General features: G+C 57.0%; 9 protein-coding genes. 4 read left to right on the forward strand and 5 right to left on the reverse strand.

From position 1 onward, the window contains the following. Nucleotides 1-147 precede the first annotated feature (147 nt). On the reverse strand, nucleotides 148-387 hold the full coding sequence (locus DK366_RS09340) for a DUF2892 domain-containing protein (RefSeq protein WP_157956486.1): 240 nt from the start codon (nucleotides 385-387) through the stop codon (nucleotides 148-150). 369 nt (nucleotides 388-756) lie between these two features. On the opposite strand from DK366_RS09340, the gene DK366_RS09345 reads away from it, so the two are divergent. Then, nucleotides 757-1,386 (forward strand): response regulator transcription factor, encoded by a 630-nt coding sequence (locus tag DK366_RS09345; RefSeq protein WP_255412583.1) that lies wholly within the window; start codon nucleotides 757-759, stop codon nucleotides 1,384-1,386. 9 nt (nucleotides 1,387-1,395) lie between these two features. On the opposite strand, the gene DK366_RS09350 is transcribed toward DK366_RS09345, so the two are convergent. From DK366_RS09350 to DK366_RS09360, 3 genes are all read right to left on the reverse strand, one after another. Next, nucleotides 1,396-2,217 (reverse strand): AraC family transcriptional regulator, encoded by an 822-nt coding sequence (locus tag DK366_RS09350; protein ID WP_157956487.1) that lies wholly within the window; start codon nucleotides 2,215-2,217, stop codon nucleotides 1,396-1,398. Between the two features lie 368 nt (nucleotides 2,218-2,585). After that, on the reverse strand, nucleotides 2,586-5,603 hold the full coding sequence (locus DK366_RS09355) for a sensor histidine kinase (protein WP_198651493.1): 3,018 nt from the start codon (nucleotides 5,601-5,603) through the stop codon (nucleotides 2,586-2,588). 374 nt (nucleotides 5,604-5,977) lie between these two features. Next, a complete protein-coding gene (locus tag DK366_RS09360; protein ID WP_198651494.1) occupies nucleotides 5,978-7,024 on the reverse strand; it encodes a hypothetical protein in 1,047 nt (348 codons plus the stop codon). Nucleotides 7,025-7,455: 431 nt separating this feature from the next. Between DK366_RS09360 and DK366_RS09365 the strand changes: the two genes are divergently transcribed. Then, the gene (locus DK366_RS09365; RefSeq protein ID WP_232820987.1) at nucleotides 7,456-8,184 is read left to right on the forward strand and encodes a response regulator transcription factor; all 729 of its coding nucleotides are present in this window, start codon (nucleotides 7,456-7,458) and stop codon (nucleotides 8,182-8,184) included. Nucleotides 8,185-8,313: 129 nt separating this feature from the next. Here the strand turns inward: DK366_RS09365 and DK366_RS09370 are convergent, their stop codons facing one another. Continuing rightward, nucleotides 8,314-9,705, reverse strand: coding sequence for an ATP-binding protein (locus DK366_RS09370; RefSeq protein WP_109125270.1), 1,392 nt, complete (start codon nucleotides 9,703-9,705; stop codon nucleotides 8,314-8,316). Nucleotides 9,706-10,112: 407 nt separating this feature from the next. Here DK366_RS09370 and DK366_RS09375 point away from each other — a divergent pair, with 407 nt between their 5' ends. Both DK366_RS09375 and DK366_RS21545 read left to right on the forward strand, forming a co-directional pair. Next, nucleotides 10,113-13,418 (forward strand): protease pro-enzyme activation domain-containing protein, encoded by a 3,306-nt coding sequence (locus DK366_RS09375; protein ID WP_109125271.1) that lies wholly within the window; start codon nucleotides 10,113-10,115, stop codon nucleotides 13,416-13,418. 500 nt (nucleotides 13,419-13,918) lie between these two features. Beyond that, a partial coding sequence (locus tag DK366_RS21545) for a hypothetical protein (RefSeq protein ID WP_232820988.1) occupies nucleotides 13,919-14,217 on the forward strand: 299 nt, incomplete at its 3' end.

Genomic DNA, 14,217 nt, shown 5'->3' on the forward strand with positions numbered 1-14,217 from the left:
CGTCCGCCTCGGGCTGGGCCGCTCGCGTGGGCGTGGGGGGTGGTTTCAGCTGGTGAACCAGGGGGCGGCGGGCCCGACCGCGACACCGGATCGGCGACGCCGCGGCGCACCATGAGCGCCACGATCAAAAGATCAGGTGGCGATATTTCATAACCAATTGTTCTGGTTGTTGCGTTCCAGTCGCCTCCCCACAAGCGCGCAGGCTGGGCAAAAGCCAACAACACCGGTGACACCGAAACACGCGCCCGACAGGGCAACAATCCAGTTCCATGGAGAGGGTAGGAAAGAGACGCTTAAAATGACGATGGCAATGGCCAGAAGAATGCGAACGACTCGCTCCCAATTAGGTACGTTTTTCATAAAAAATGCAGTTTTCACAAAGGACATGATGCGCTCCTGACACATGAGGATTGGCGTGGCGAGTGGCACCAGATAATGGGCTGCGAGTGCGCACGCAAAGTTTTCGCGGATACAAGCATGCTGCTCAGCCGCACTCTGTGGATTGAAGGAAAGTAGCGCCGCTTATTCGTTTGAATGGGCGTCGGGTAATTGGGCGCGACCTTTTCTTTTTAGGTCCGTCAATTTCGACGGGGCGGTCATTTTTCTGCGGAAAGGTCAGCTCGGCACACTGATGCGGAGGCATTTTTTAAAAGGAAAGCTGCTTTAGCAACCATTACCCATTTGAGCCTTGCGCCCATGGCGGACCGGGTCGATCATCACGCAGTAAATTGGCTTAACCCAGTGGCAGGACCTGGTTTGGACACGTCAGAAAAGACCATCCGCGTTCTTTTGGCCGATGATCACCCGATCATGCGGGACGGTCTCCGATCATCCATTGATCTGGAGCCGGACATGGAGGTGGTGGGTGAGGCCTCTGATGGCCAGGAAGCATTGGATCGATACAGGGAATTGCTCCCGGATGTCGCGCTTCTGGACCTCCAGATGCCAAAGGCCGATGGCCTGCAGGCGATTCAGGCCATTCGTGCCCTGTACCCCGACGCGTGCATAGTCGTGTTGACCACCTATCCCGGGGACGCGCGCGTACGACGCGCCCTTGAATCTGGCGCTCTTGCATACTTGCTGAAGACCTCCAATCGCAAGGACATGCTTGCGGCCATTCGTTCCGCTGCGGCTGGCCGCCGTGTTCTGACCAGGGAGGCTGCTCAGGATTTGCACGCACATGAGGGTTACGAGGTGCTTACACCGCGCGAACTCAACGTGCTGCGCCTGGTGGCGGAGGGCAATGGCAACCGGGGTATCGCTCAAGCGTTGTGCATATCCGAAGACACCGTGAAGGCGCGGATGAAAAGTATCCTGGACAAACTGGGGGCCGAGGATCGTACCCACGCGGTGACCATCGCCCTGCGACGCGGCTTCATGGACTAGCCCGCAACATCATTCTGCCAAGGCAATCGACGATCCTGCGCTCGCGCTGCGCCAGGCACCAGGACTTACGCCCATCCGGCCGGCAAATGCCCTCGTGAAGTGACTTTGGTCAGAAAAACCTACCGACAGCGCGATATCCGCAAGTGAAATGCAGCGGTCCGTCATGAGATCCAGCGCCCGGTCAATGCGCTTGCCAATGAGCCATTGATGCGGTGTTTCGCCAAAGGTGTTGCGAAACGCGCGCAAGAAGGTGCTCGGTGCAAGCTGGCAGGCGTCAGCCATCACCTGGAGCGAAACGCCAGTCGTGAGGTTCTCCATGATCAGCGTGGTGGTGCGCCGATGTTGCCATGGCATGAGCCCTCTGTTGTTACCTCGCGCCTGCTCTGTGGGAGTTGTGGCGTAGGTATCCAGCAAATGTCCGCGTAACGCCAGGAAGAGATGATCCACCAGCGTCTGGCTGGGTCGATGCCCGCAAGTAAGCAGAGATTGCATAGTCCGGGCCAGCACGCCCACGAACGGGTCGTCGATGGCTTTGCCCGTCGCGCAGTACAATGCACAGCTTTCCGCGCGCTCATCGATCGACAGTAGTTCCATGGGGACATGGAACCAGATCAAGTGCGACGGACCCGCAACAAAGAACACCGGGTCCTGTTGCAAGTCCGTTGCTATCACGGCTCCCTCAGACAACGGGCCACCGCTGACGCTCTCGCCGTTGAGCCATATTTCGTGCTCCTGCAAAGGCTTCAGGTTTACGGCAATCAAATAGGAGCGATCGCGTGGCAAAGGAGCACTGGGCGCCTGCATTGGGACGTTTCGACGGATGTCCGTCATGGCAAAGACGGCATGCCGTACAGGAGTGGCTAAGAGTGTTGCGGGACTGGGCACCCCGAACGATTGACCAAGACGTTGACCGTAAGCACAGCACATGGCAGCTCTCGTCGCAGGTGGTTGAGTCTTGCTTCGAGTGTCACTGTATGGATGGTCGAACAACGGCGCGGCACCCTAATGGGTACAACTTACAATTTCCAAGTGATTGTGAAAAACGACGGCGCTTGAGCCTCTCCCGGAATAAGTCCGGTCAAACATGCGTCCCATCAGCGCCCAGCGACGTTCGCTCGGCACGCCGACAACGATGCGGCGGACACCTATCGCTCTTGGCTACCCAGGTCTTGGCGGCAAACCGACGTATCTACCGAAAGCTACGCACGAGACGCGGCCGTCGATCGTTTGTACAGGCTGCGCGCAGGAACACACATCGTTACTTCCGTGCCGACAGGGCAGGCGGAGTTGATGGTAAAGGTGCCGCCAAGCTCGAATATCCGTTCCTGCACACCCTTGAGCCCCCAGTGTCCGCTTCGCGTGCTGGCGGCAAGTGCCGCTTCGTCGATTCCGCAGCCGTCGTCCTTGATCACGGCAACAAAGTCTGCGTCACCGTAAGTGATCGACAGCCAGACATTGCGTCCGTTGGAATGGCTTAGTGCATTCGTTACTACTTCTCGTACGGCGCTCGCGACCTCCTGTGCGGCCGAGGCGCGGAGTGGTCGCTCTGTGCCAGCCAAACTGGCGTGGAGAGTCAAGCCGCTTGCCTCGCTCAAGTTCTCCAGGAGTTCGACGGCATCACGAATGGGCGAAGCCGATTCGTCGAGTGCTGCGCGCAGCTTGCCGACTTTTGTGCGGCCCTCGGAGACAGCTTGTCGCCCCCAGTCGGCGACCCGCTCCGCCTCCGCTTTTGCCCAGGCGTCGGTCGTTCTGTCCTTGATCGTTTCAACTCGAACAAGCATGGCTTGAACGCTTTGCAGCAGCGTGTCGTGAAGATCGCGGGCGATCCGGACGCGCTCATCTTCCCGTATCCGAAGTTTTTCCGTCACCCGCCTGATGTGGATCACGTAGCCAATGCACATGGCGAAGAGGATCAAGAGGCCGCAAAGGGTGCGAAACCACCATGTCTCGTAAAAAGCGGGCTGGATGTGAAACACAAGGTTGGCTTCACTATTGCTCCATACGCCGCTTTCGTTCGCCGCGCGCACCCTGAATGTGTGATCCCCGGGACCAAGATTCGAGTACTGCGCTTCTCGGCTGCTTCCCGCCTCTTGCCAGTCCTTGTCCACGCCATCGAGGCGGTAAGTAAACCTTGCACCCTCAGCCGCCCTCAACAGTGGCGCGTTGAACTCGACCTTGACGGTCGATGGACGCGGAGGAACGGAAAGGGGGGACTGATTGGTCGGATATCGAGTGCCGTCCGCGATCAGTCCGTCGATCTTGAGCTTTGGAACCACCTGATTCACGACGATATCACCAGGGTCAAGCCATGTGATGCCCGATTGCGAAGTAAACCAGAGGCGCCCGTCCGACCCCTTTGACAGTGAGGGTGAAGGCACATCCTGCGCTGGCACACCAGACATGCCATCAATGTGCCCCAGCCAGAAATAATTCATGGCGTGACTGGGATTTTTCAGTGCGACTGCTATCTCATCTGCGTCAATGCGCGCAGCGCCGTCGGGCATGTGCACCCATAGCGCGCCGGCGTCATCGATTGCTAACCCTGTGATCTCGGCGAAGTGTTTCTTTCCGGCAACAACCAGCGATTGAAAACGACCATCCTTGAAAGACGCCAGGCCGCCACGCCCACCGAGAACAACGACGTCACCCAAGGTTACGGCGGCCTTGATCACGCCAATGTCCAAACCATCCGCGGTTCCGTATTCCTTCTGGCTTTCGCCATCGAGAACAAGAAGTCGGTTACTACGATGGCCCAGCAGAAATTTACCGTCCGATGTTGCCAGAATCATGTTTGCGTAATCGGCGGCGGGTTGCCTGATCCACTTTCCATTCACCCATTCGAATCCTCCCGCAGGACGCCGCTGGAGTGACAATAAGCTGCCGTCTCTCCGGCAGCCCAAGAGATAGGCTCTGCTCTTGGCAGCATCCGGAGCAATGGGCGCTACGTGCTTCAAGCCATCTTCGGTCAATTCCCACAGGCCATCGTCATACACTAGCCACGTCTTGCCAGAACTGCTGTCAGTGCACATGGCAAACGCATAGGGACCCAATTTTGTGGGGCGCAGCGATGAGCCATCCCATTGCATGAGCGGGAGACTGCTTGCCACCCATGCCTTTCCATTGGCGGCGGGGACGACCTTGGGCGATTGCAGTCCCGCTGGTGCTGAAACATTCACCAGCGACGCCTCTCGGAACCGATCAACACCTTCTTGCGTGCCAGTCCAGACGTCACCCTCTGTATCGACCAGCGCGGGCCAGACAAAATCGCCAGTAAGGCCGTCCGTCTTCTTGAACGTCTCGGTGATGAAGTCATTGGAGTCCGGGCTTTGAGTGCCGGCTCGCGGGGACAGGCGCATCATGCCCGCGCCAAGGGATGGCAGCCATACGCCTCCATGCCGATCAAATACCGGCGCGACGGTCGACACGGGCAACTCCGAAAGTTCCACCAGACGCGTGCCTTCAATGCGAAAGCGGCGGGTGGGGCCATTGTCCTGGCCCACGTAAAGAATGTTCGTGGGCGATACGCTCAGGCCAAGAACTAGATGCGTTAACTTGAAACCCGCCGCTTGCGGTTGGCAGTCATACTCTTTGCACCATTGAATTTCGTCATTGGTCGCCAGCCAGAGAATTCCTCGGCCGTCGATGGTGGCTGCGTTCACCGGACTGGCAGAAGGCAACGGGGTGGCGTGTATCCATTTATCTTTTTCCAGAGCCAGGAGTCGACCGGAGCCTAGGGCGTAAATGCGCCCGCTATATCCTTCAAAAATGCGATAGGTCAGATTGATGTCATACCCTTTTGAGGTCGTGTAATGGGTGAGATGGCCATCCTTGAGCAGGCTCGCGCCATTGGCCTCGTACCCCACCCATAGGCCTCCGTCCCTTGCGGGCAGCAATGCCATGACCTGCGACGAAAGAAGCCGCTCACCTTCGGCGGGCACAAAACGCGTAAATTTCAGTCCGTCGAATTTCGCCAACCCCTGGGCGCCACCAACCCAGAGGTAACCATCGCTTGTTTGCGCCATCGAACTGACTTCACTGGGTGCGCCTTGATCGACAGAAAAGGCGGTGTGTCTGTAGTGATCGAGTCGCCAAGGGGTTGGTGATGCGCAAAGCGCGTCAGAGGCGTGCAGCATGCCAAGCAGCGCCAGCATCTTCAGCGCACGCAGCTGAGTAAGCGTGCGGATAGCTGTTCTAGCCAAGAGGCGCAAGTCGGTCATCCTATTTCGCACAGATGCCGGGGATGAATAAAGAAATCGATCGATTCCATGGAGGGCGGCGACTCCGCGACGCGCCAGGTACCAACGGCCCAGAATGCCCACCCTACCCATACCGCCTCCACGCAGTGGTTACACATGAAAGAATCCGTCTCTAAGAGCGCACTGCGCGCGCAATCCTAAACGCGGCGCGATTCAAAGAGAATGCGTGGAGGGTTGGATTGGAGAAAAAAATATCGCTCGCCACGTCGCGCGGCTCTGTTGACGATAAAAACGTTCAAAAAACGATGAAAAACGACAATTCGTCGTAACAAACGGCATTCTCGAATGCGAGTTGTACGAGCCGCCGAGCAGGCTTTGCCCGTGTCCGGCACCTTTCAAAGGGCGGCAATCCTGCCGCCGCACATTCCTATCAGGATGGCAATCGCAATCACTGCGCCTGCCAGCGTGCAGCCGATCCAGGCGCGGTTCGCCGCAATCCGCGTGAAGCCATGGGCGATCAAGACGGTCCTGAGCCCTGAGCCCAGATGTGCCAATACAAGAAACACGCCAAGCAAATAGTGTGGAACCAAGCGAATATTCCAGGCGTCGTGAATAAGCCCAGTTGGTGCTCCGGTTGCAAACGCCCAGTCCGTCGGTATGTGGCGCACCGTGCGCGCATACAAGAAAACCGAGTTCATGTGGCCGACGATGAACATCGAAAGGTAGACGCCAGAAGCGACCTGGAACGTCTTATGAAAATCAAGCGGCGACGCGCTCCAACGCCACGCTAGATAAAGACCGCTAGTGGCCTGGAAGAGCATCAAGGCTACTAGTAGTGGCTCGACAAGCGGGGCGCGGTAGATCTTTCTTCCCAGATCCATCACCTCTGCGTGCGCTTGCGGACCGATCAAGCCGAAAAGATGGTTGATGATGTGGAAGCCGACATAGATAAAGACGATCGCACCAGTGATGCCGTGCGTGATACGCCAGCGCGCGATGTTGGCCTTGGGCTGACCATCTGGCTGAGTACCAGGCCTTGACCAGGTCCATACCCCAACGGCCAACCAGAAAACGCACCAGACAAGTTCATCTGGAAGAGCGCTTCCCGCCATCGCCTGCAGCACACCAAGAAATACGTAGATGGTCGGCGCGGCAACGCAGGCGAAGGCTAGCCGCCGTGCACTAGTGCTTGCGCTGGTGCGTGCAGCGAAGAACACGCCCAATGCAGGAACGGCTAGGACGCACGCAAGAATCAGGGTGGCCGCAAGAATGCCTGATGCCGATAACTGAGCTTCTGGCGGGCCAATAGCGGCGTGGAACAGATCTAGAAGTAAGGGGTAGCAGATGGCGGCTAGCACAGGAAGCAGGCTATATGTACGCGTCTGCACCATGGGGAGATCGCGCTTGAGTTTCTTAGATCTTGCTGTGTCCGAGAGGCTCACGGAAACTCCCGTTGATCAGAAAAGTGGCTGGCGGGCTTTTTAAAATTTCGACTGCCAGCCTTAAGCGTTTAGGTTGTGCATTTTCTCTCAATCGCGAAGCGTCCGCCTGAGAATATTGCACCCCGTGACTCGATTGCGTGCAACGCTCCTGGCATCCAATACGGCCTTTCGAGGTCATCCCTTTAAGTGGCGTCACCCTAATTCCACAGAACGGGGCGGAATGAATATATTTGCGGATTCGTGCGCTTTTTATCCAATCGCGATCTATATTCAACGTGCTAGGTGTTGCAATCATGGCAAACACGTCAGTCAAGCGCTGTAGTAATCTGGCGCCTCGTGCGAAATGCGCACGCTGATCGAGGCTCTGCAGGGCCGCATCCGCGGGCTTGCGAGAACCTTGCGCCTTTAGATGTACTCGATAGCGTTCAACTATGAAAGCCGATTCTCGGTCCATCAGCACTAGCGTTTCACCCAAGCCTCTCAACATTCTTGTGTTGGAGGATGATGAGTTACTTCGTGAGCGCATCCTCAAGCCCAAACTGACGCAGTTTGGATTTGAAGTGTCTGCAGTTGGCTATGTTTCGCAGTTGTGGATGGCTATTGCGGCAAGCAAGCCTGACATTGTGCTGCTGGATATCGGACTTCCAGACAGTGATGGGTTTGAAGTCGCACGGCGGCTTCGCACCGATCTACCCGCGACGGGTATCGTCATGCTTACAGGGCGTTCCGCAGCGGCTGATCGCGTTCGAGGTTTGAATGATGGAGCTGATGCCTATTTGGCAAAACCGATAGACATCGATCTTCTCGTGGCCACGCTGTTTAGTGTGGCTCGAAGGCTTCAAATTCAGGCTCCGGCAGTAGTGCATGACCATCAATGGTCGCTTACTTCAGACGGATGGATTCTGGTTTCGCCGACAGGTAGTCAAGTGACGCTGAGTAGGACCGAGCGCCGGCTCATAGAGGTATTCATGAAGTACCGCTCGCAGGTGATTTCGCGCGACGTGCTCATTGCCGCCTTGACCGACAACATCCATACGTTCGATCCTCATCGACTGGATTCGCTGATCCATCGACTTCGGCGCAAGGTCCTCGCGTCTGCAGGGCAGCCTTTACCGCTCAATGTCGTCCATGGTGCTGGATATTTGTTGGCGGAAGATTGAGTCCTTGTCGCGCCACGCAGGGGGCAGATGAGCTTTGCGCCGCCGTGATGCTGACTCTCAACAGCTATTGCTTTCGCGCGAGATGAAGTGCGGCAGTATTTCTGGACCGGACTTTATGAAGCGAGTGGCTTAAGTGGGCGTGGCAGACATAGGCAGAACAACCTGGAAGCTGGTTCCTTGACCCGGCCAGCTCTCCACGGTTATTGAGCCGCCAACTTTCTTGACGAGGCTGTGAACCGTGCTTAGGCCGAGGCCTGTGCCTTGGCCGACGGGCTTGGTGGTGTAGAAGGGTTCGAAGACGTGTTGCATGACGAGCGGGGACATGCCCATTCCGGAGTCCCTCACTTCCAGGACAACATGGAAGGCCGTGCTTTTCGAGAGAACGAGCGATAGCAGGCCACCATTTGGCATGGCATCGCGCGCATTCGTCGCGAGGTTCAAGAGGGCTAGCTCAAACTGGCTTCGGTCGAAGTCGATCAGGAGCGGCACGGAAGGCGTGCTGATTGTCAGGCGCATGCTTGGATCCAGAAGCTGCTGAAGTAGTGGCTTCAGTGCACGTAACGCTTCACAGGCATCGAATGTCTCGATGTTTGTAATGTCAAGGCGGGAGAAGTTGAGCAGCTTTCGGCATACCGCAACGCCGCGTCTGGCAGCAAGCTCTACGCCGTCGAGGGCATCGGCCAATGCCATAGCATCCGCCCCGGAGATTTCTCCGTCCTGTTCCACGCGATCTCGTTCCATCGTGAAGCCAAGAATGATACCGAGCACATTGTTGATATCGTGCGCCAAGCCACTGGCCAATTTTCCAATCGCGTCCATTTTTTGCGCGTGAAGTAGCTGCTCCTGTGTTTTTTCGCGCTCAATGATTTCGCGTTGCAATTGTTCACGCTGGGCGTTGGCTTCATCCAAGCTTTGCCGCAAAGCATAGATGCTTCGGTCGATGATCAACGCAATGAGAAGATAGCCGAGTGCAGCAATAGGTAGTGCTGCGAAGCCTTCCTTGATGGCTGCTGCAGTAAGGTTGGTATGAAAGAGAAGGTCAGCAGCCATGCTGGCTGCAAAAATCGAAATCTCGGTGAAATACACTAGCCATAGCGCGCGCCGACCGAGCATAAGCCCACTTAGCGCCAAGACCTCGATCATGGCGATGTTGCCACCCGTTGCCTGGTAACCAAATGCAACGTAGCCGAGTGCTGCGGAGGCAAGCATCACGCCAAGATATTGCTTCACCGCAAGTCGAAACGTGCCCTTGCGAATCAGAAATAGGCCAAGCCAGCACGCCAGGGTAATGGCTATGTCAGTGCCCAAGTCTATTGCTATGGCAGCCTGAGGGCCGCAGCGTGCCTTGTCGTAATAGAAGCTACGCAAAAAGGACCAGTCAAACGTCAACAGATAAAGTTTATCCAAGGGCTTGCGCAACCCCTCGAATATCAACAGCCATTGAACAAAAATGGCGTTCCGCCGGTCCACCGGGTCTTTAACGGGAATCTGTCGAAGGGCTGAAAAAAACTTTTGCAGCATGGTTTTGCCTTTACCGCGCAGTACTGCATCCGTTCAGCGCTACGCACTTGTTATTGCCTTAGCTTTCTGTCGCCAGGTGGTGGGAATCCGTGATGGCTCGCCGCGGCTTGCCAGCATGCGAATTGTAGTGGCTGGTCGCGGTCCGTACAGGTCAAATCGCCGACCAACCGGGGTTTCGGCTGCAAGAACTCCGCCGATCCGGCTGTGCGCAGGCTCGGAATGCTGCGCTCGGTGAGAATTGCGTGAGTTTCTCGCGATAGATGGGTGCGTGACGAACGCACTGCATCATGGCTACCGTTCAATGACTAGCCAGCGCCGTATCGAATTGAGACGAAAAGGGAGCGTCTTTCAATTCGAGCTTGGCTAAGAAAAGCATCAACTTGCTCAAGTTCTAACGGGGAGATTCCATGTTGAAAGATCAATGCGAACGATGTTTCGCAGGCTTCGCTGTGCTCTTGGCTGCAACATTACCTTTCAAGGCGCACGCAGCCGCGCCGCAGATGGCGGGTTATCTTCCCAGCTTCACGGCCGATTCGCCGAGAATTACTCACCCAATCGAGAATACCAAGCTCGTGGAGGCAGGTATTCCGCCAGCGTTAGCTACGCTCAAGAATGACGCGGGTGCGCTGCCTTCCACGCAAACCCTTCGGAACGTAACGGTTCTATTGAAGCGAAGCGATGCGAAGCAAACTGAGTTCAACGCCTATATTCAAGCGTTAACCAATCCGAGCTCGCCTTACTTTCATCATTGGCTTACTCCCGCTCAAATTGGCGACATGTTTGGCCCAGCGCAAGCCGATATTGGCCAGGTCAAGAATTGGTTGCAGGGGCAAGGCTTGCGGGTGACTTCCGTCTCGCCCACCGGAATGATGATTCACTTTTCAGGTACGTCCGCCGCCATAAGTGGCGCTTTCCATACGTCGTTGCATCGTTACGTCGTCAACGGAGAAGTGCATTTTTCCAATAGCGGACCTTTGCAGCTGCCAGCCGCTCTGGCGACGGTCGTGGCGGGCGTATCGTCATTGAACAACTTTTTCCCGAAGCCGCAGCACGTGGATGTCGCTACGGTAATGAAGGACAAGAAAACCGGGCGATGGTCAAAGGTTACGTCGACCAATGCCTCCCATCAGTTCACGGTCCCTGGCGGCACGCTCGACCCGAACATTACATACGACGTTGCTCCGCAGGACTTCAATGCGATCTACAACGTCGCACCACTGTGGAATCAGTCAACGCCAGTACGAGGCGCCGGTCAGACCGTTGCGGTACTGGAGCGCACTGACGTGCTTCCGGCAGATGTGCGGACGTTTCGATCAGCTTTCCTACCAGCCAATGCCTTGGGCAATGTGAGCTACATACACCCACTACAGGGTGCGGGCGACGCTAGCTGCCCGGATCCGGGCTTGAACGGTGATGAGGGTGAAGCTGCACTGGATACCGAGTGGGCAGGCGCGGCGGCGCCGGACGCCAACATCGTTTTCGCGTCGTGCGATGACAGCCAAAGCCCCACGTTCGGCCCCTTTACGGCCGCCGAGAATTTGCTCAGCGGATACAGTGGCACAATTCCATCGGTATTTAGCCTGAGCTATGGCGAATGCGAGGTCGACGGCCTTTTGGACGGCACAGTCCTCAACGCGGCGGAGCTTTGGCAGCAGGCTGCTGCACAGGGCGTAACGGTATTCGTGTCGTCGGGAGATTCCGGCTCAGCTGGATGTAACGACAATCAAGCGGCTGCGAACTTTGGCATTTCCGTCAATGGAATGGCATCAACACCATTCAATGTTGCGGTCGGCGGAACCGACTTTAACGATTTCTCCAATTACAGTCGATACTGGACTTCGACAAACCTGGCACTCGGGCAGTCGGCCGTTGGCTACATTCCCGAGATGACCTGGAACGACTCCTGCGCCAGCAGCGTCGTGGTCGGCGTATTGGGGTACACCGATGGCGTGCAAGCGTGCAACAGCGCCGTGGGTCAGCAGCTCCTGACAACGCGTGGCGGCAGCGGCGGACCGAGCAGCTACTGGAATTTGCCGTTGGCTCAGGTGGGCGTCTATGGCGCAACCGACGAGGGAACCCGCACATTACCTGACGTTTCGCTGTTTGCTGCCAACGGCTTGTTTGGTCACGCACTTGTTTTCTGCATGTCCGACGCGACTCAGAGTGGCACGCCGTGCGTCTATAGCAATCCCGACAACGTGCTTTACAACAGCGCAGGTGGTACCTCTTTTGCAGCTCCAGCGATGGCCGGCGTGCAGGCGCTGATCAACCAGGCGACGGGCCAGAGCAATGGCAACATGCTTCCAGTGCTCTATAACCTTGGAACCAAGCAATACGGCACCATCGGTGCGCCGAACACGGCATTGATTTCGGCGTGCAATTCGAGCAACGGCACGGCCGTTAGCAGTGCGTGTGTTTTTAACAACGTCACCGTCGGCAACAACGACGCCCCCTGCTATGGGGGAACCAGCGATTGCTTTAACAGTCGATCGGCCCAACCCTTTGGCGTGCTGAGTGCCGGTGGCTTCGACAGCCTGGATCCGGCCTGGAACGCAACGCCCGGGTACAGCATGGCCACGGGTTTGGGCAGCGTGAATGTTGCCAATCTGGTCAATGCAGTATCGCGATTCTACAAGCCGTTCAAACACGGCTATGTCGCACCGTATGACTACCTTTCGCTGGCCAATACAGCGCAGAGCGATGGCTATAGCGATATCGCCATCGTCAATTCCACCACGGGATCATTCATGCAGCTTGGCATGAAGGGCAGTGTGGTTCTGACCAATGCGACTCAGTCAAGTTCGCCCGGTTACACGATCGGAAGCGCTGGCGACTTCTTTGCTATCGATAACCCCTTCAATGCAGGCGTTCTTATTGCAGATCTCGCGTGGACGGGGCCGGATCACCAGCTCTATGTTTGGCTATCGGATGGTTTCGGCGGCGCGTCAAGCGCTGGATCAAACTACTACCCAGCGGCGGTAGGTACGGCGTATCCAACAGGATGGGCTTTGATCGGCTCCGGCAATTTCGACAACGTGGGTTCCGACGAGTTGTTCTGGTGGGATAGCAACACCAACCAAGTCAGCTGGTGGCAGCTGAACATGGCTGTCGTGCAAATCCACTTTCAGAATACGTATCACTTCAGCACGACCAAATCGCCCAACATCAGCATTCCTGCTGGCGATGTTCCCCATCTGGCAGACCTCAATGGCGATGGCTATGCCGACCTCATCCTTACCAATCCGAAGAACAACACTGTTCTTGCCTGGATCAATAACCAGAAGGGTGGCTTTGTCAGCCAGCAAATCCAGTCTGCGCCTGTTGGATTCCAGCTATTTGGTGCCGGTGATCTTGCAGGCAATGGTGTGACGACGCTGTTCTGGACGAACCCTGCCACGAATCAGCTGCAACTGTGGACGATGAACGGCTACGCGGTTACGTCCGTCAAGACGCTCAGTGTTCCGGCGGGTTACACGATGGCCAGCATTGCAGACTTTGATGGCGATGGCCTTGCAGACGTACTGTGGGTGACACCCACCGGCACCATGTATGAGTGGCTGAGTGACGGCAGCGGTGGCTTCACTTCACAGCTTGTCGTTGACATCAATGGTGCTCCTGTATTGGTTCCTGCAGGCTCAGCTGTGCAGCCCAATCGGCTTCAGGGCGGCATGGTCACGTCGGGCATCAATACCTCCGCAGGCGTCAGTCACTAACCAGCACTAGCGGTGCGAAGTCGCTCGAGCGAGGCCAGCCCACATGGCTGGTCTCGTTCGATGTCTTGTGCGACGGCGTTTGCCGGCATCGCAACTCAATACGGATCGGCTCTTGTTCGCCTTCTGCGATGCGGCATGACTTCGCGACTTTCATCGATGGCACTCGTCGATGCTGCGCATAACGTGTCCCGCAGGCATGCATGTGACTTTCGCCTTACCTATTCGGTGATCGCGCGCGATCGACTGCGCATCCCATTTTGAAGATCCATTCCTTATTGCAGGGAAACCCATGAATCACACGTATCGACTGGTTTGGAACCGCGCCCTGCGTGCGTTTCAAGTGGCCTCCGAATTGTCTTCGAGCAAAGGCATATCGGGTGAGGCTACTCGCTCCACGCACGCGCAGCTGCGTCCACTCGTGCTGAGCAGTGCCATTGCTCTCATTTTGAGCATCGCGCCGGTTGGTGTTCACGCACAAACCACACCGGGCACTGGTGGCAATGGCGGCTCCGATATGGGCGTGCCGAGCACGCCTGGCGGTAGCGGCGGCACAGGAGCTGGAGTGGCAGGTGGAGATGGCGCGGGCGCGAGTGGCGGCGGTGGCGGCGGCGCGTTCGCCGCCGGCGGCGCAGGCGCTGGTGCCTATGGCGGTAGTGCTGGACTTGCTGGCAGCGGCGCTGGTGGTAACGGTGGTGCCGGCGGAAGCACGAACGGTGGCGGGTACGGTTTACCGCTGTCTCTTCTACAGATCGGAGGCTGCCGTCGATCTGACGCGTGTATATATCTGTGGTCGCCGTAT

Source organism: Dyella sp. C11 (assembly GCF_003121485.1).
Lineage (GTDB): Bacteria > Pseudomonadota > Gammaproteobacteria > Xanthomonadales > Rhodanobacteraceae > Dyella.

Coding starts and splice junctions, on each gene's coding strand:
- DK366_RS09340 (WP_157956486.1), bottom strand. CDS start 387: ATGTCCTTTGTGAAAACTGCATTTTTTATGAAAAACGTACCTAATTGG.
- DK366_RS09350 (WP_157956487.1), bottom strand. CDS start 2,217: ATGACGGACATCCGTCGAAACGTCCCAATGCAGGCGCCCAGTGCTCCT.
- DK366_RS09355 (WP_198651493.1), bottom strand. CDS start 5,603: ATGACCGACTTGCGCCTCTTGGCTAGAACAGCTATCCGCACGCTTACT.
- DK366_RS09365 (WP_232820987.1), top strand. CDS start 7,456: ATGAAAGCCGATTCTCGGTCCATCAGCACTAGCGTTTCACCCAAGCCT.
- DK366_RS09370 (WP_109125270.1), bottom strand. CDS start 9,705: ATGCTGCAAAAGTTTTTTTCAGCCCTTCGACAGATTCCCGTTAAAGAC.
- DK366_RS09375 (WP_109125271.1), top strand. CDS start 10,113: ATGTTGAAAGATCAATGCGAACGATGTTTCGCAGGCTTCGCTGTGCTC.